The sequence below is a fragment of the Aeromonas sp. FDAARGOS 1405 genome (genome assembly GCF_019048265.1).
GTDB classification, from domain to species: Bacteria; Pseudomonadota; Gammaproteobacteria; order Enterobacterales; family Aeromonadaceae; genus Aeromonas; species Aeromonas veronii_A.
This window is the reverse complement of sequence record NZ_CP077311.1, coordinates 2,948,890-2,965,195: the sequence shown is the minus strand read 5'-3', so window position 1 is coordinate 2,965,195 and position 16,306 is coordinate 2,948,890. Positions and strand designations below refer to the sequence as shown.

The window sequence follows — 16,306 nt, the reverse complement described above, 5'->3', positions numbered from 1 at the left end:
GTAATGGAAATGACGGGCTATTCTAGCCAAAGCGCAGGCTTACACCAAGCGCCGCCACCTATATCGCATTCCTCCACGGCAGAAATGGCGGATTATTGCTCAAACCACACTCGCGGTCGCCACCACTCACCACTGCGCCGGTACCAGGGCCCCAGATCTCGCTCGGCGGTGACGCTCAAGCCCGCTGCGGTGGGTTCGACCAGCATCGCCCCTTGCTGACCGGTGATCCACTGGCGGGCATCCCGATAGCGGGCCACTACATCGGGACGGGGAAAGCCCCACTGATTCATAAAACCGGCGCTGTGGATCACCTCCTGCGCCGCTACCGCTGCAACAAACGGGGGCGTGGAGGAGGTGCGACTGCCATGATGTGGGCTCACCAGCAAGGTGCTGGCCAACCCCTCTCCCTCCAGTGCCACCAGTCGCTGTTCGGCCTGCCGTTCGATATCGGCACTGAGCAGCACGCTGCGCTGCCCATCGCTGATACGCACCACGCAGCCATCGTTATTGCGCCCACCACCGGGGCGTTCTGGCCAGAGCACCCTAAACGCGAGCCCCTGCCAGCGCCACTGTTGCCCACGCTGGCAGAGCGTCGTTCCCTCACTGAAGGGGTAAGAAGAGAGCTCGTAGCGCACCGGCATGGCGCTGAGCAGTCGCTTGCGATTGCCGGCATGGTCCCGATCCTTGTGGCTGATGATGAGGCGATCGATGACCCGGATCCCCAGATGACTCAGTTGGGGCAGGATCACCGCGTCCGCCATGTTGTAGCCTCCGGGATAGCGATCACCGGTATCATAAAGGATGGCGCGCTCCCCCTTGCTGATCAGCACCGCCAGCCCCTGCCCCACGTCCAGCACCCGAAGTTGCCAGCGGGCAGGCGTTGGCCAGAGCGTGAGCAACAGCGCACACATCCCCGGCAGCCAGAGCCAGCGTGCAGGGCGCCACTGCGCGGCGACCCAGAGCAGCAACAGCAGGGTGCAGAGCGGCAGCCACCAGCCGGGCAGTGGCCACCACAGTTGCAGTTGATCGGCCAGCCAGTTCAGAATCGTCAGCACCCACCCGAGCCCCAGATCCGCCAACCAGAACAGGACATAGGCAAGCGAGGTGGATAGCGGCGCCAGCAACACACCTATCAGGGCCAGCGGGATGATGGCGATACAAAAGAGCGGCACCGCCAACAGGTTGATCACCATGGCAAGGGGCGCAATCCCCTCGAACAACGCCAGTTGCAGCGGCAGCAGACCGAGCAGGAGCCAGAGCTGGATCTGCCAGAGCCCCGGCTTGTCGTGGAGATATCCCACCAGCAGCAAGATGGCCACCGCCAGAAACGAGAGCCAGAAGCCGGCCGAATAGAGTGCGAAGGGATCCCAGAGGGTCAATACCACAAAGGCCCACAGCCAGATGCGCCAGGCCGGCCACTCTCGTCGGCTCCAGCGCAGCACACTCCACACCAGCACCATGATCAGGGCCCGCTCAGTGGCCACCGCAAACCCGGCCAACGCGCTGTAGACGGCGGCAAACAGCAGGGAGGTGATGATGGCGCCACGCAGGCCAAACAGCCTGCCCAGCCACCACCCGAGCACCGCCACCAGCGCGATGTGTTGCCCTGATATGGCGATGATATGGGTCAGGCCGCTGCCGCGAAACAGCTCCCACTGGGCATCCGTGATGCCGCTCTGCTCGCCAAAAGTGAGCGCCGCCAGCAAGGGGGCATGATCAAGTGGGCGCCAACTCTCGGTCGCCGCGCCCAACCAGCGTTCACGCCACCCCGCAGGTGCCTGTTGTATGTCGATCACCCGGCGCAAATTGCCGGTGGCGGCGATCCCCTTGCCCAGCAGCAGACGCCGACCATCCAGCCCCGCCTCGTTGGCAAGGCCATGAGCCGGTTTCAACGAGGTCACCAGGGTGATCCGGCTGCCTACTGTCATGGCTGGCAATGCCTGGTAGGCATTGACCCGGATCAGGGGCTCAGGTGTCACCGGTTGCTCGTCGAGGGTGCTCACCCGCAGCAGCAGCCGGACAAATTTATCCCCCTCGGGCTCTGCACTTTGCAGCTGTGCGGTTATCATGTGGCTCGTCTGATCGCCCAACCGCTCCAGCCAGGCCAGCCGATAGGCAAGATTGGCCTGCATCCAGAGGATGCCGAGCAGGAGAAACAGCCACCGCCAGGCACGGCAATATGCAAGGGGGATCAGCAGGGACAGCAACAGGCCCCCCCATGCGAGTGAAGGTAACCATGGCCAGAGCAGTGAGGAGCTTGCCCCCAGGGCAAACGACAACAGACGCAGATCCATGGAGCAAGTATTTAGCAAGGTTTCAATATGCCCAAACGACTCATAAAACGCTGGATGCCCGATCAGCAAACCCTGAAAGAACACAAGCACTTGCGGCTGTTCGGCAAACTGCTGCTCGATGCCAACCTCTGGCACCTCAACCGGCGATCGGCCGCTGGGGCATTTGCGGTGGGCCTCTTCATGGCTTGGGTGCCGCTTCCCTGCCAGATGCTGCTGGCCGCCGGTGGCGCCATTCTGTGCCGGGTCAATCTGCCGCTCTCGGTGGCGCTGGTCTGGCTCTCCAACCCCTTTACCATGCCGCCCCTGCTCTATGGTGCCTATCTGGTGGGTTGCCAGCTCATGGGACATTCAGCACAGCAGATAGAGATTGAGTTCACCTGGGAGTGGCTGGTCTCGGTACTGGGCACAGTGGCACCGCCGCTGTTGCTGGGCTCGCTGATCCTGGCCCTGCTCAGTTCCCTTATCGGCTACACCCTGATCCGCACCTTCTGGCGGATCAGCACGGTGCGCCAGTGGCAAAAACGCAAGATGGCACGCCCATGCTGAGCCGCTGGTTTGCCTGCTTCAAGTTAGATCCCGAGACGCTTCGCCAGCAGAAGTGGTTTGCCCTGTTTGGTGAGCGACTGCTTGCCCCAGCCCTCTGGCAAGGGGGCACTCGCGCCCTGAGTGGCGCGGTGGCGGCCGGGATCTTCGCCTGCTGGTTCCCCATCCCGATGCACTCGCTCATCGCTGTCGGGCTGGCGCTGGCATTCAGCCTCAACCTGCCGCTGGCACTGCTGGCGGTCTGGTTCAACAATCCGCTGACTTTGCCGTTCATGTATCTCTACGCCTATCGCACCGGTTGTCTGGTACTGCACCAGACGCCGGAGCCTTTCCACCTCAGCTGGACCCTCCACTGGCTGGAGCAGGAGGCTGCGACCCTGGTGCCTCCCTTCCTGCTCGGCAGCCTGCTGCTGGCGGTACTCACCGCCCTGAGCGGCGGCGCCCTGACCGCGCTGCTGTTGCAACTGCGCAAACTGTGGCAAGGTGCCCGCCACCACTGAGCCGCCCTTACCCTTGTTTGGCGATCAGCCGTTGACGATCAAAAAAGCCCGTCACCAAGGTGACGGGCTTTTTCATGGCATAGTGCCGCATAGTGCCAGAGCACCAGGCGATGGGATTACAGCACCTTGGCAATGGCCTCGCAGAGGGGATCGATATTGGCGCGGGTAATACCGGCCACACTGATCCGGCCGGAGCCGACGATGTAGATGGCAAATTCGCTCTTGAGGCGCTCCACCTGATCCTTGGTGAGACCGGAGAAGGAGAACATGCCGTTCTGCTCGCGGATAAAGCTGAAATCCTGGCTCACGCCGAGGGCCGCCAGCTTCTCTACCAGCAGTTCACGCATCTCGCGAATACGCACCCGCATGGCAGCCACTTCTTCGACCCACTCGGCATAGAGAGCCGGATCGCTCACCACGGCTGTGACCACAGCGGCGCCGTGTGACGGCGGGTTGGAGTAGTTGGCACGGATCACGGTCTTGACCTGAGTGAAGGCCACATCGGCGATCTCTTTGGTTGCGCTGACCAGCGTGAAGGCACCGACCCGCTCGTTGTAGAGGCCGAAGTTCTTGGAGAAAGAGCTCGCCACCAGCAGCTCGTCATGGCATTCGGCGAAGATACGCAGGCCTTCGGCATCCTCTTCGATACCACGGGCAAAACCCTGATAGGCGAAGTCAAACAGCGGCAACCAGCCGGCGGCAGCACTTTGTTTGGCCAGCGCGCGCCACTGTTCTGCAGTGGGATCGATACCGGTCGGGTTGTGGCAGCAACCGTGCAGCAGCACCAGCTCACCCGGCTGCACTTCGGCCAGCGAAGCCTGCATGGCGGCAAAGTCGAGCCCCTTGGTGGCGGCGTCGTAGTACTTGTACCACTTGACGGTCAGGCCCGCGGCCTGGAATACGCTGACGTGGTTGGCCCAGGTGGGATCGGAGATCCAGATGGTCTTGGCCAGACCATTGCGCACCACAAATTCGGCCGCGATACGCAGGGCACCGGTACCGCCCGGCGCTTGGGCGGTCTTGGCACGACCGCTGGCAACCAGCGCAGAATGCTGCCCGAACAGCAGTTGCTGCACGATACGGCCATATTCGATATTGCCTTCAATACCGAGGTAGTTCTTGGTCTTCTCGTCGGTCAGCAGCTTCTGCTCGGCTTTCTTGACGCAGTGAAGAATGGGGGTGGCACCGGACTCGTCCTTGTAGATCCCTACGCCCAGATTGATCTTGTGGCTGCGAGAGTCAGCGCGGAAGGCTTCGGTCAGGCCCAGGATCGGATCCGCTGGGGCGGCAACAACCTTTTCAAACATGGTATTCCCTGTATTCCGTTGAGTTCGTTGGGTGGCAAAGCGGCTTGATAAACAAAAGCGCTCATCTGGCGAGCGCTTCGTCAACTCTTTATATCACCGCGTTCAATGGGGGAAAACCGCTTTTTGGCTCGCTTTCGGGCCAATTTCAACCAACGGTATGCCACGCTGGTGCCAGTGCGCACACCTCGGCCGACAAGCCACCATTGGACTCAACCAAACCGCTACAAACTGCTAACAATGGCTTGGGAATCCGGCTCGGCTCCCAGTGCCGAGCCTCAGTCAAAGGCTGGGCATATGCGCTGAGGATGGGGGCCAGATCACGAGGCAGCCACCAGCTGGCCGGACGACCCAAGCGCTGGGCCAGCGCCTGCAGCCGATCCACCCCGGCAGGGTCGAGGGCGGTGAGATGACTCCACAGCACATTGGGGGGCAAGGCGGCCACCACCTGCTGCAAGGCAAGAGGAGCCGATGGGGGGGCCCACACCAGCAAGGTGCCGGGTTCAAGAGGCAGCTCGGCAAAGGCGCCGACGCTGTCTGTGGTGATCACCCGCTCGATACTCCCCTCCCCCCACAGGATCTTGCCAAGACCCGCCAGGGTGCGCTCGGGCAAGGCCACCTCCCCCAGCGCCTGCAACCAGGGGGCTGCGTCGATCAGGGTACCGCCGCTGAAAAAGAGGCTGAACGGCTGGGCTGCGCGCAAGCGCAACAGCTGATCGGCGCAGAGCCGGATCCCCTTGTCCTCGAAATCGATCTGCTCGTTGGGGGTGAAGTTCACCTCGCTCTTGCGATAGAGCGCCGCCAACACCCGTTCGTTGACCTGCTCCCCCAATTGCCAGCCCTGAGCATGCAACCACTCCTCGGGCTCGGGGGGCGCGGTGGCGATCTCGGCCAGCATCAGCTCGCGGGTGAGATAGCGCCGCCCGGCCGGGGTGAGCTCATAGCTGTGGCTGCCATGGGCGAGCAGCAGCTGGTTATCCTTGAGCAGGCCCACCAGCGGTTGCCACTGGCGGCCACGGATCACCACAGGTGAGTGGCTCAGCAACTGCTGCGCCAGTGCCCGCCATTCGGGGTGACTAAAGTCGATCAATTACAATCCATCCCTGTCAGTGCTCAATCGGATAAACAGCCTGAAAAGGTACCGTTACAGACCGATGACGCCAAGCCTCCCGCGCCAATTACGTGACCCCGCTCCCTGCAATTTTCCCCAAACAGAAGAGCCCACCGTGGGGTGGGCTCTTCCTTGGATAACACTCGACGCTTATTCGACGTTGAGGCGCAGTTCGGCATCGTGCCAACCCAGTGGCAGGGTCAACAGCTGATCGATCAGCTCCCGGCGATCGGATTTCTCCAGATAGGCGAGATAGAGCGGACGGCTCAGCGGCTGCCCCCCCTCCACCAGATGGAGCGCGCCCTTCTCGAGGAAGGGGCTGACCATCCGCCGTGGCAGGTAGGCAGCGCCACCGTTGGCCAGCACAAACTGCAACGCCATGCTGGCGGAGCTGGAGTGCAGCACCGGGGTCTTTTGCAGGCTCTGCAAGCGGCTGGGTTGCGGCTCGAAGCTGGTGCCCCAGTCGAGGTGGATGTGCGGTATCTGCATCAGGTTGTCGGCATTGGCGGCCGGATCCCGGCTCACCAGCTCGAACACCAGCTCACCGATGGGATGCAGGGCAATCTCATCGATCTTGGTGGGCTCGGAGAGCAGGGCCAGATCGAGGGAGCGCTCCAGCAACTGACGGCAGAGGTGCTCACGGGAAGCCGTTTCCAGCCGTACCGCCAAACCGGGCGCCAGTGCATAGATGTGATTGAGCCAGTCGTTGAAATCGAGCTCCCAAAACACCGCGGGCGCGCCGATGGCCAACTGCTGGCTGAATCCTGGCGAGAGCGCCACATCCTGCTTGGCACGACCAAGGGTGTGCAAGATGGCGTCTGCATAGGGCAGCAGACGCTCACCGGATGCGGTCAAACGGATATTGTTGCGATGACGTGCAAACAGACTGACACCCAGTTGCTGCTCTAGCTGGCGGATCCGGAAACTCACCGCCGACTGGGTCAGGTAGAGATTTTCAGCAGCCCGGCCAAAGTGCCGGGTCTTGCTCACCTCGATAAAGGTCCGAAGCAGCTCGGTATCCATTAATCGATGGACTCGTCACTGCCACCACCGCTGCCACCACCGACATCAAAGCTGCCGCCACCGCTACTCTCTTCGCTGGCGCCGCCAACGACGGTGCAGAGGCGATGAACGCGCTTGGGACCGATCACCTTGAGGTATTTGAACCACACCTTGGCATGGGGGTTGGCACCGGCTGCGCCGGATTTGACCTGCTCGACGAAGGCGGACTCGACATCGTCACGGGGTGCAAGGTTGCCCTGGTAGAGTGCCAGCATGGCGGTACCATACTTTTCCAGACTGTCCGCTTCGGCCACAGTGAATTCGCCACTGCGACGCAGGCCACGGGGAAAATGTTTGAAGTCGTTGAAACGCTTGTCTGATTCGAAGCTCATAGTGCTCTTTTTCTGGTTAGTTTGACCTTTGCGGGCAAGTATCATCAGGCCATCGCCGAGTGCAAAATCAATTTTCTCACTATGTTAATAAATATCTTTTATCGAAGTCAGTTTGCCCCATCGCTGACGCCGATTTTGTGGCATAACACGCAAAAAACGTTGATAAATAATAAACTTATGTAAATGTGCAACCCATTTACACGTCACTTTTGGGGTTACGCAGGCAAAAATAAAGCGCCATACGGCGCTTTATTTGTCACATCAGGTGAACCAGCTGAACCCTTGGTTCAAACATGCTTACTCAATCATGGCCGGTTGAGCCAGGTTGTCGGCACGCCACAGACGGTAGCGCACTTCATACTCCTGCGGCACGTAGATCACGAACGGCAGTTTTGAATTGTAGTTCACGAAGAAGCCCTGACCGTAGATCTGGACGAAGGTCTCTTTCTGCTGGTTATCCGGGCACATCATCAGGGTGCTGATGGGGTCGGAGACCTTGCCCAGTTTCAGGTAGTTGTAGCCCCAGCCTTTGACGCTGTGCTGTTCCAGGTTGCCTGCAAAACGCGGTACGTTGCAATCAACCATCATCTTTTTGCCGACCTGCAGCTCGACCATCATGTCGGCTTCTTTTTCGACTTCAGGCAGGCGGATCACCACACGTTCCTGATTCACGTCAGCGGCTGGGAACATGCTGATATCAAATTTTTTCGGCTCGGCGGCGAAGGCATGGCCACCCAGCAACAAGGCGCCCAGCAGGCTAAAACGCAATACGGTTTTCATCTGTACCTCATGGGGTTGGTTCAACGCCGCTAGACTAACCGCTCTGCCGATTTCATGCCAGCGATCTGCTACGTAAAAACTGCGTAAAATGATGCAGATCCGGCACACCATGACGTGATCTGGCTATTTTCTGACAGGGCGCACACTCCCGTTACGGGAACCTGAAACAAAAAGCGAGGCTAATTAGCCTCGCTTTGCATTCAAATGGCGCCAGAGTGCTATTTGGTCGCCTCTTGATGGGCCTTGATGACGGCGACCGCCTTGTCGGGGAAGTCGCTGAACACCCCATCCACATCGGCCTGATAGAGGAAGATGTTAAGGAGATCGGTGAAGTCCTTGGCATAGGCCGGGATCTGCCCCTCATCCTGACGGAAGGTATAAGGGTGAACTTTCAGGCCCGCCGCGTGGGCTTCTTTTACCATGCCGGTGAAGACCGGCTTGCCCAAAGTGCCCGGTTCGGTAACGATCATCGGCTTCCAAGGGCCAATCCCTTCGGCATAGCTGGCGATGGTTTTCATCGCTCCCGGCTTGAACATCCAGTCATAGTTGTAGGGGGTCGCCTTACCCTTGGCATCGTAAACCATGGTCTCGTTCCAGTCGGTCTCGGCCATCAGCTGCACCAGTTTCAGATCCATACCCATGGCGGGCATCAGTTCGCTGTTAATGCGCTTGAGTTCATCGGCATCGAAGCACTGCAGATAGACCTTGTCATCCTTCCCGGTGTAGCCGTACTCCTTGAGCACCTTCAGCACCGCCTTGGAGATATCCTTGCCTTCGTGGCGGAACAGCCAGGGTGCCTTGATCTCCGGGTAGATCCCGATGTTTTTGCCAGTGCTCTTGTTGAGCCCCTGGATCATCTCGATCTCCTCCTGGAAGGTATGGATCTTGAAGTCTGACTTCCAGAGCGGGAAGCGCGCCGGATAGACCGGCACCTGCTTGCCATCCACCAGCTGGAACGGCTCGGTCATACGCAGGGAGCGCACCTCGTCCAGGGTGAAATCCACCACATAATAACGGCCGTCCGGACGGGCACGACCGGGGAAGCGCACCGCCACATCGGTGATGCCATCGAGGAAGTGATCGTGCATCACCACCAGCTGGTCATCCTTGGTCATGACCAGATCCTGCTCCAGATAGTCGGCCCCCATGCCATAGGCCAGCGCCTTGGACTCCAGGGTATGCTCGGGCAGGTAGCCGGAAGCGCCACGGTGGGCGATCACCACCTTGCCTTCATCGGCAGCCAACACGGGTAATGAGAGGGATGCCCCAAGGCTCAAGGCGATGAGGGAAACGGCGAGTTTTTTCATATGTGATGCTCTTTATTATTGTGTGTAGGTAATTGTTATATCAGAGGTTTGTTGCATATTTACGGTGGAAAGCGGTAGGCAGCAGCGCACTGCCTACCGTCACTCATCAGCTCGCCTTGCGCAGAGCCTGATGGTATTGGTCGAGCCAGATCTGCAGCATCTGCTGCTCTGAGTCGTTCAGGCGCAGCCCCAGCTTGCTGCGGCGCCAGAGGATATCGTCCAGTGAACAGGCCCACTCCCGCTCGATAAGGTAGCGCACCTCAGATTCGTATAGTCCGGCACCAAAGTGCTGGCCACGGGGCTCCTTGAGCCAGAGCCGGGCATGGGCACCATAGGCCTCGGCAATGCGCAGGGCGCTGCGATCATCGAGCCAGTCAAACTCCAGCGCAAAGGCGCGGGCCAGCTCGCGTACCGAGCAGTCAAACTCGCCACCTGGCAGCCGGCTGGTCGCCGTCCAGTCATCCCCCATCTGGCTAAACCAGGGCTTGAGCTTGTTGCAGGCGGCCTGCGCCAGCTTGCGATAGGTGGTGAGCTTGCCGCCAAACACCGACAAGAGCGGCGCACCGTCAGACTCGCCAGACAGTTCGAGGGTGTAGTCACGAGTCACCGCTTGCGGCGAGTCTGACTCGTCATCACAGAGCGGACGCACCCCGGCATAGGTCCAGATCACATCTTGCGGCGCAATTTGGCGAGTGAAGTGGGCGTTGACCACCTTGCACAGGTAGGTAATTTCAGCCTCGCTGATCTTCGCTTCCCGCGGGCTGCCGTGGTGCTCCACATCCGTGGTGCCGATAAGGGAGTAGTCCTGCTGATAAGGGATGACGAAGACGATACGGTTATCTTCGTTTTGCAGGATATAGGCCTCTTCGCGCTCGTGGATGCGCGGCACTATCATGTGGCTGCCTTTAATAAGGCGAATGCCGCGGGGGGATTTCTCGTGCAGGCTCTCGTCGTAGAAGGTCTTGACCCAGGGGCCCGCGGCATTGACCAGACCACGGCAGGTGACGGTGAACTGCTCGCCCCCTTCCCGCTCCAAAGTGAGCGTCCAGTGTTTGGAACCGCGCACCGCCTTGATGCAACGGGTGCGGGTCTGCACGTCGGCCCCCTTGTCACGGGCCATCATGGCATTGAGCACCACCAGCCGGGCGTCGTCGACCCAGGCGTCCGAGTATTCAAATCCCTTGTTGATCCCCGCGGTCAAGCCATCTTGCGGCAGAAAGCGCACGCCGCAGCTCCCCTTGAGCTTGTCGCGCTTGGCCAGATTGTCATAGAGGAACAGACCGGCACGGATCATCCAGGCCGGACGCAGGTGTGGACGGTGCGGCAGGCGAAAACGCATGGGACGCGCGATGTGGGGCGCCATACCGAGCAGCACCTCCCGCTCCGCCAACGCCTCTTTCACCAGCCGGAATTCGTAATGCTCGAGATAGCGCAAACCGCCGTGGATCAGCTTGCTGGAGTTGGACGAGGTGGCAGAGGCGAGATCTTGCGCCTCAAACAGGGCAACCTTCAGACCCCGTCCTGCCGCATCGGCTGCGATGCCGACCCCGTTGATGCCGCCACCGACGACGACCAGATCATAATGTTCGCTCATGTTCACCTACTTTCATTTTTATGATTGCTATAACAGCAATGTTTGATTTCGCTCATTTTAGAACATGAAAATACAACAAACGAACATTTTATGGCGAAAGTGTGATCGCCACAGCCCGCCAGAGGTGGCAAAGGGGACAGGTCAGCGGAGCCAATGGCGTCGGGCCAAAATCGGCGGATTGATAGCCAAAAAAACCAGATTGAATAGTGGTTTTTGCAATACCTATAAAGGGGTGAGATGAGTGCGGAGCTAGGGGAGATAAAGATAAAGGAGGCCGCCCTGACGGGCGACCGGCACAGCCTTGGCGTGTTTCGCCGTTAGCAGATGTGGCAGGCGATCTGGTGTTGCGCCATCAATCGCGTCAGCTTTTCCGGTGGCTCCTGATCGGTAAAGAGGGCGTGGATCTGGCTGAGATTGCCCAGATTGACCATGGCATTGCGACCAAACTTGGTGTGGTCGGCGGCCAGGAACACCTGACGGGAGTGAGCGATAATGGCCTGGGCGATCTTCACCTCGTGATAGTCGAAATCGAGCAGGGAGCCGTCGTTGTCGATCCCCGAAATCCCGATGACGCCATAGTCCATGCGAAACTGACCGATAAAGTCGCGGGTCGCCTCCCCCACGATGCCACCATCGCGGTTGCGGATCTCGCCGCCGGCAATGATGACGGTGAAGTCATCCTTGGCCGTCAGAATGCTGGCCACGTTGAGGTTGTTGGTGACGATGCGCAGCTCGCGGTGATCGAGCAGGGCGCGAGCAATCGCTTCGGTGGTGGTGCCTATGTCGATAAAGAGCGATGAGCCGTCGGGAATATTGGCCGCGACCTCGCGGGCGATGCGCTCTTTCTCCTTGAGTTGCATCACTTTACGGGCGCTGTAGGCGGTATTGACGGTACTCGAATGCAGGGAGGCACCGCCATGATGGCGCCGGATCTTGTTCTGTTCGGCGAGATCGTTCAGATCCCGGCGAATGGTCTGGGGGCTGACGTCAAAGTGGGTCACCAGATCGTCGGTCGAGACAAATCCCTGCCGCGTCAGGACGTCCAGGATCTCCAGATGTCGTTGGGTTTGCTTCACGCTTACACTCCGATGATGAGACAAAAAAAGGCCCCGGCAGATGCGGGGCCTTTTGGCAGTTTACCTGATCCCCTTTGGGATCAATAAGCTGAGGATCACGTTTTATGCCTTATGGGCAGCCGCTTTCTTGGCCGCAACGGCAATGTTCTCATGCTTGAGGGTCATCGCCAGCAGGATGATGGAGAGCACGCAGGAGACGGTCAGCACCATGAAGCCGCCATCCCAACCGAAGTGGTCAACGGTATAACCCAGCATGGCGTTGGCTGCCACGGCGCCGCCCAGATAACCGAACAGACCGGTGAAACCTGCCGCAGTACCGGCTGCTTTCTTCGGTGCCAGCTCAAGAGCATAGAGGCCAATCAGCATGACAGGGCCGTAGATCAGGAAGCCGATTGCCACCAGCGCCATCATGTCGATGGTCGGGTTGCCGGCCGGGTTGAACCAGTAAACCAGTACAGCCAGGGTCACCAACACCATGAACAGGATACCGGCCGGTGCACGGCGGCCCTGGAACATCTTGTCAGAGATCCAGCCACACAGCAGGGTGCCCGGAATACCGGCCCACTCGTAGAGGAAGTAAGCCCAGGAGGAGTTGTCGACGGTGAAGTGCTTGGCCTCTTTCAGGTAGGTTGGCGCCCAGTCCAGCACACCGTAACGAATGAGGTAAACGAAAGCGTTGGCGATCGCGATGTACCACAGCAGTTTGTTGTGCAGCACGTACTTGACGAAGATCTCCTTGGCGGAGAACTCCTGCTCGTGGCTCTCGTTGTAATCCTTCGGATAGTCGTTCTTGTACTCTTCGATGGGAGGCAGACCGACCGATTGCGGGGTATCACGCATCACGAAGAAGGCGATCACCGCGATGGCGGCCGCCGCAGCCGCAGGCACATAGAAGGCGCTGCGCCAGTCGTTGAACCAGCCCATCCCGAGGATAAACAGCGGGCCAATCATGCCGCCGCCCACGTTGTGAGCCACGTTCCAGACCGCAACCACTTCGCCGCGCTCTTTCTGTGACCACCAGTGCACCATGGTGCGACCGCAGGGCGGCCAGCCCATGCCCTGTGCCCAACCGTTCAGGAACAACAGCACAAACATGATGGCAATGCTGGAGGTGGCCCAGTGCATGGTACCCATCATGAACATGATGGCAGCCGAGAGCAGCAGACCGGCGGAGAGGAAGTAACGGGCGTTGGAACGGTCGGAGACGTTCCCCATCAGGAACTTGGACAAACCGTAAGCGATGGAGACCCCGGAGAGCGCGAAACCGAGATCACCACGGGAGAAGCCCTGCTCGATCAGATAGGGCATCGCAAGACTGAAGTTTTTCCGTACCAGATAGTAGCCGGCGTAACCGAAGAAGATCCCGAAAAACACCTGCCAACGCATGCGTTTGTAGAAGGGGTCGACCTTGTCAGCCGGGAGCCTGTCGATATGTGCCGCAGGCCTGAAGAGACTAAGCATGTTCTGCTTCCTTATTGTTGTTATGGGCGGTTGAGGATGCCCTGATCATTCTGACGAATCATGTGAGTCCATTGATTCGTAAGCGAGCCAATTGTGCTCATATACGCTCATTTAATCTGTGATGCATACTCAAATATTGCAGTTTTATTACAAAAAAAAGCTCCAAATGAGCAATTACTCAGCAAGCCCTATCCCTTGTGCAGCAAGGGATAGGGCTTACCCAATAAGTGGTATTTACTAGCAATTGAGTTGCTTTACGTCACATTTTCTTAGCAATGAGTGGGATCTTGTCCACATTTCCCATGGCGGGGGGATGGTGAAATTAACGGGAAGGGTTATTTTCTGTCACGACCGATAACGAGCGAAAACGAGCACATCGTTTGCGCAAGACACAAAAACAACAGGGAAACGTTTTCGGCAACAACGGATAGACACAAAAAAGATAAAACAGAACATCAAGCCTCTACGGGTGGATATAAGGAACAACGTTATGAGCATACAAAGACCCAATACCCTGCTTGGCGAGTGCATCGCCGAGTTTATCGGAACCGGCCTGCTGATATTCTTCGGCGTCGGATGTGTGGCGGCACTGGTGCTGGCAGGCGCCAACTTCGGGCAGTGGGAAATCTCCATTACCTGGGGTCTGGGTGTGGCCATCGCCATCTATGTGACCGGCGGTATTTCAGGTGCCCACCTGAACCCTGCTGTAACCCTGGCGCTGATGACCTTCTGCGGTTTCGACAAGCGCAAGGTGGTGCCCTACATCATCGCCCAGATGGCCGGTGCCTTCTGCTTCGCGGCCCTTGTCTACTTCCTTTATGGTAACCTTTTCACCCAGTGGGAAATGACCCATAATGTGGTGCGCGGCAGCGTCGAAAGCCTCGGTACTGCCGGGATCTTCTCTACCTACCCCAATGCCCTGCTGACCAACATGCAAGCTTTTGCCGTCGAGCTGGTGATCACCGCCGTGCTGATGCTGGGCATCATGGCGCTGGGTGACAACAACAACGGCGCTCCCAAAGGTTTCGCAGCCGCTCTGCTGATCGGTATCCTGATCGCGGTGATCGGTGCCTCCCTTGGCCCGTTAACCGGTTTTGCCATGAACCCGGCCCGTGACTTTGGTCCGAAACTGTTCGCGTTCTTTGCTGGCTGGGGTGATGTTGCCCTGACCGGTGGCCGTGACAACCCCTACTTCTGGGTTCCGATCCTTGGCCCCATCGTTGGCGCCCAGATTGGTACTGCCCTCTATGTCAAAGTGCTGGCTCCCTGCGTCCCGGGCAACCGTGTCGTCACCACCGAGCAAGCTACCCAAACCGCCAAAGAAGAGGCTGCCGCATAAGAGCGGCCCCCTCCAACGTATAAAAACGTGGAAAATAGAAACGTGGAGAACATCATGTCTGCTGAAAAGAAATATGTCGTCGCTCTGGACCAGGGAACCACCTCTTCCCGCGCCATCGTGTTTGATCAGGATGCCAACATTGTCGGTACCTCCCAGCGCGAATTCACCCAGCACTACCCGAAAGCGGGTTGGGTAGAGCACGACCCGATGGAGATCTGGGCGACCCAATCCTCCGTCTTTACCGAAGTGCTGGCCAAGACCGGCCTTCGCAGCGAAGAGATCGCCGCCATCGGTATCACCAACCAGCGTGAAACCACCGTTGTCTGGGAAAAGGCCACCGGCAAACCCATCTACAACGCCATCGTCTGGCAGTGCCGCCGCACCGCAGCCATCTGCGAAGAGCTGAAAGCACGCGGTCTGGAAGAGTACGTCCGTGAAAACACCGGTCTGGTGCTGGATGCCTACTTCTCCGGTACCAAGGTGAAGTGGATCCTCGACAACGTGGAAGGTGCCCGCGAGAAGGCAATGAACGGCGAGCTGCTGTTCGGCACCATCGACACCTGGCTGGTCTGGAAAATGACCAATGGCGAAGTGCACGTCACCGACCCGACCAACGCCTCCCGTACCATGCTCTACAACATCCGCGAGCTGAAGTGGGACGAGAAGATGCTGGACGAGCTGGGCATCCCCATGTCCATGTTGCCGGAAGTGAAACCCTCTTCCGAAGTGTACGGCTACACCACCCGTGGCGGCGGCTCCCGCATCCCCATCGCCGGTATTGCCGGTGACCAGCAGTCTGCCCTGTTTGGCCAGCTCTGCTTTGAAAAAGGGATGGCCAAGAACACCTACGGCACCGGTTGCTTCATGCTGATGAACACCGGCACCGAGCCGGTTCGCTCCAGCAACGGCCTGCTGACTACCGTCGCCATCGGCCCGAAAGGGGAAGTGAACTACGCGCTGGAAGGGGCAGTATTCATGGGCGGCGCCACCATCCAGTGGCTGCGTGACGAGCTGAAGATCATTCACGATGCCCGCGATACTGACTACTTCGCTTCCAAGGTTGGCGATACCAACGGCGTCTATCTGGTACCGGCCTTCGTCGGTCTGGGCGCCCCCTACTGGGATCCGTATGCTCGCGGCACCATGGTCGGCCTGACCCGTGGCGCCAACCGCAACCACATCATCCGTGCCGCGCTGGAATCCATCGCCTATCAGAGCCGCGATGTGCTGGATGCGATGCAGCAGGACTCCGGCATCAAGCTGGCAGCGCTGAAAGTAGACGGCGGCGCCGTAGCCAACGACTTCCTGATGCAGTTCCAGGCTGACATGATGCACACCCCGGTGGTACGTCCGACCCGCATCGAGACTACCGCCATGGGCGCCGCCTTCCTGGCTGGTCTGGCAGTCGGCTTCTGGAAGAGCTCGGACGAGCTGGAAGACAAGTTCAGCGTGGACCGCGAGTTCATCCCGCAGATGGACAGAGACGATCGCGCCAAACGTTACAGCGGCTGGCAAAAAGCGGTTGAGCGTTCACGCCGTTGGGCTGAAGAGGATTGATCAGGCACCCGACATTCCGTTGAGATAAACACCAAAGAGGCCGACC

Annotated in this window: 14 protein-coding genes; 4 read left to right on the top strand and 10 right to left on the bottom strand. The window is 59.2% G+C overall.

Annotated elements, in window-relative coordinates; genetic code table 11:
* Positions 1 to 92 precede the first annotated feature (92 nt).
* Entirely contained in the window at positions 93 to 2,294 is a 2,202-nt protein-coding gene (locus tag I6L35_RS13835) for a DNA internalization-related competence protein ComEC/Rec2 (protein WP_216978472.1), read from the bottom strand.
* Between the two features lie 27 nt (positions 2,295 to 2,321).
* On the opposite strand from I6L35_RS13835, the gene I6L35_RS13830 reads away from it, so the two are divergent.
* Entirely contained in the window at positions 2,322 to 2,840 is a 519-nt protein-coding gene (locus I6L35_RS13830) for a DUF2062 domain-containing protein (RefSeq protein WP_005347037.1), read from the top strand.
* On the top strand, positions 2,834 to 3,337 hold the full coding sequence (locus I6L35_RS13825) for a DUF2062 domain-containing protein (protein WP_216980291.1): 504 nt from the start codon (positions 2,834 to 2,836) through the stop codon (positions 3,335 to 3,337). Before I6L35_RS13830 ends, I6L35_RS13825 begins: the two co-directional genes overlap by 7 nt.
* A 116-nt stretch (positions 3,338 to 3,453) precedes the next feature.
* Here I6L35_RS13825 and I6L35_RS13820 read toward each other — a convergent pair whose 3' ends face one another.
* The 9 genes from I6L35_RS13820 to glpT all read right to left on the bottom strand — a co-directional run bounded on the left by I6L35_RS13820 (position 3,454) and on the right by glpT (position 13,364).
* Entirely contained in the window at positions 3,454 to 4,644 is a 1,191-nt protein-coding gene (locus tag I6L35_RS13820) for an amino acid aminotransferase (RefSeq protein WP_216978471.1), read from the bottom strand.
* 145 nt (positions 4,645 to 4,789) lie between these two features.
* Positions 4,790 to 5,731: a hypothetical protein gene (locus I6L35_RS13815; protein WP_216978470.1), complete on the bottom strand. Its 942-nt coding sequence runs from the start codon at positions 5,729 to 5,731 to the stop codon at positions 4,790 to 4,792.
* Between the two features lie 171 nt (positions 5,732 to 5,902).
* On the bottom strand, positions 5,903 to 6,775 hold the full coding sequence (gene hdfR, locus I6L35_RS13810; RefSeq protein ID WP_164536511.1) for an HTH-type transcriptional regulator HdfR: 873 nt from the start codon (positions 6,773 to 6,775) through the stop codon (positions 5,903 to 5,905).
* Complete coding sequence (gene maoP / locus I6L35_RS13805) at positions 6,775 to 7,146, bottom strand: DUF413 domain-containing protein (protein WP_005337527.1); 372 nt, start codon at positions 7,144 to 7,146, stop codon at positions 6,775 to 6,777. The genes hdfR and maoP overlap by 1 nt, the downstream gene beginning before the upstream one ends.
* A gap of 297 nt (positions 7,147 to 7,443) precedes the next feature.
* Complete coding sequence (eco, locus tag I6L35_RS13800; protein ID WP_005337529.1) at positions 7,444 to 7,926, bottom strand: serine protease inhibitor ecotin; 483 nt, start codon at positions 7,924 to 7,926, stop codon at positions 7,444 to 7,446.
* Positions 7,927 to 8,144: 218 nt separating this feature from the next.
* A complete protein-coding gene (glpQ, locus tag I6L35_RS13795; RefSeq protein ID WP_216951110.1) occupies positions 8,145 to 9,233 on the bottom strand; it encodes a glycerophosphodiester phosphodiesterase in 1,089 nt (362 codons plus the stop codon).
* A 106-nt stretch (positions 9,234 to 9,339) separates the two neighbouring features.
* On the bottom strand, positions 9,340 to 10,827 hold the full coding sequence (gene glpD, locus I6L35_RS13790) for a glycerol-3-phosphate dehydrogenase (protein ID WP_216978469.1): 1,488 nt from the start codon (positions 10,825 to 10,827) through the stop codon (positions 9,340 to 9,342).
* A 317-nt stretch (positions 10,828 to 11,144) separates the two neighbouring features.
* Positions 11,145 to 11,903, bottom strand: coding sequence for a DeoR/GlpR family transcriptional regulator (locus I6L35_RS13785; protein ID WP_005347045.1), 759 nt, complete (start codon positions 11,901 to 11,903; stop codon positions 11,145 to 11,147).
* 102 nt (positions 11,904 to 12,005) lie between these two features.
* Positions 12,006 to 13,364, bottom strand: coding sequence for a glycerol-3-phosphate transporter (gene glpT, locus I6L35_RS13780; protein ID WP_005337540.1), 1,359 nt, complete (start codon positions 13,362 to 13,364; stop codon positions 12,006 to 12,008).
* A gap of 490 nt (positions 13,365 to 13,854) precedes the next feature.
* Here glpT and I6L35_RS13775 point away from each other — a divergent pair, with 490 nt between their 5' ends.
* Positions 13,855 to 14,703: an MIP/aquaporin family protein gene (locus I6L35_RS13775; protein ID WP_216978468.1), complete on the top strand. Its 849-nt coding sequence runs from the start codon at positions 13,855 to 13,857 to the stop codon at positions 14,701 to 14,703.
* Between the two features lie 54 nt (positions 14,704 to 14,757).
* Positions 14,758 to 16,260, top strand: coding sequence for a glycerol kinase GlpK (glpK, locus tag I6L35_RS13770; protein WP_005337546.1), 1,503 nt, complete (start codon positions 14,758 to 14,760; stop codon positions 16,258 to 16,260).
* Positions 16,261 to 16,306: the final 46 nt, after the last annotated feature.

What these genes read in the sequence shown, in the direction of transcription:
- I6L35_RS13835 (WP_216978472.1), bottom strand. Translation starts at nt 2,294, where the DNA reads ATGGATCTGCGTCTGTTGTCGTTTGCCCTGGGGGCAAGCTCCTCACTG.
- I6L35_RS13830 (WP_005347037.1), top strand. Translation starts at nt 2,322, where the DNA reads ATGCCCAAACGACTCATAAAACGCTGGATGCCCGATCAGCAAACCCTG.
- I6L35_RS13825 (WP_216980291.1), top strand. Translation starts at nt 2,834, where the DNA reads ATGCTGAGCCGCTGGTTTGCCTGCTTCAAGTTAGATCCCGAGACGCTT.
- I6L35_RS13820 (WP_216978471.1), bottom strand. Translation starts at nt 4,644, where the DNA reads ATGTTTGAAAAGGTTGTTGCCGCCCCAGCGGATCCGATCCTGGGCCTG.
- hdfR (WP_164536511.1), bottom strand. Translation starts at nt 6,775, where the DNA reads ATGGATACCGAGCTGCTTCGGACCTTTATCGAGGTGAGCAAGACCCGG.
- maoP (WP_005337527.1), bottom strand. Translation starts at nt 7,146, where the DNA reads ATGAGCTTCGAATCAGACAAGCGTTTCAACGACTTCAAACATTTTCCC.
- eco (WP_005337529.1), bottom strand. Translation starts at nt 7,926, where the DNA reads ATGAAAACCGTATTGCGTTTTAGCCTGCTGGGCGCCTTGTTGCTGGGT.
- glpQ (WP_216951110.1), bottom strand. Translation starts at nt 9,233, where the DNA reads ATGAAAAAACTCGCCGTTTCCCTCATCGCCTTGAGCCTTGGGGCATCC.
- glpD (WP_216978469.1), bottom strand. Translation starts at nt 10,827, where the DNA reads ATGAGCGAACATTATGATCTGGTCGTCGTCGGTGGCGGCATCAACGGG.
- glpT (WP_005337540.1), bottom strand. Translation starts at nt 13,364, where the DNA reads ATGCTTAGTCTCTTCAGGCCTGCGGCACATATCGACAGGCTCCCGGCT.
- I6L35_RS13775 (WP_216978468.1), top strand. Translation starts at nt 13,855, where the DNA reads ATGAGCATACAAAGACCCAATACCCTGCTTGGCGAGTGCATCGCCGAG.
- glpK (WP_005337546.1), top strand. Translation starts at nt 14,758, where the DNA reads ATGTCTGCTGAAAAGAAATATGTCGTCGCTCTGGACCAGGGAACCACC.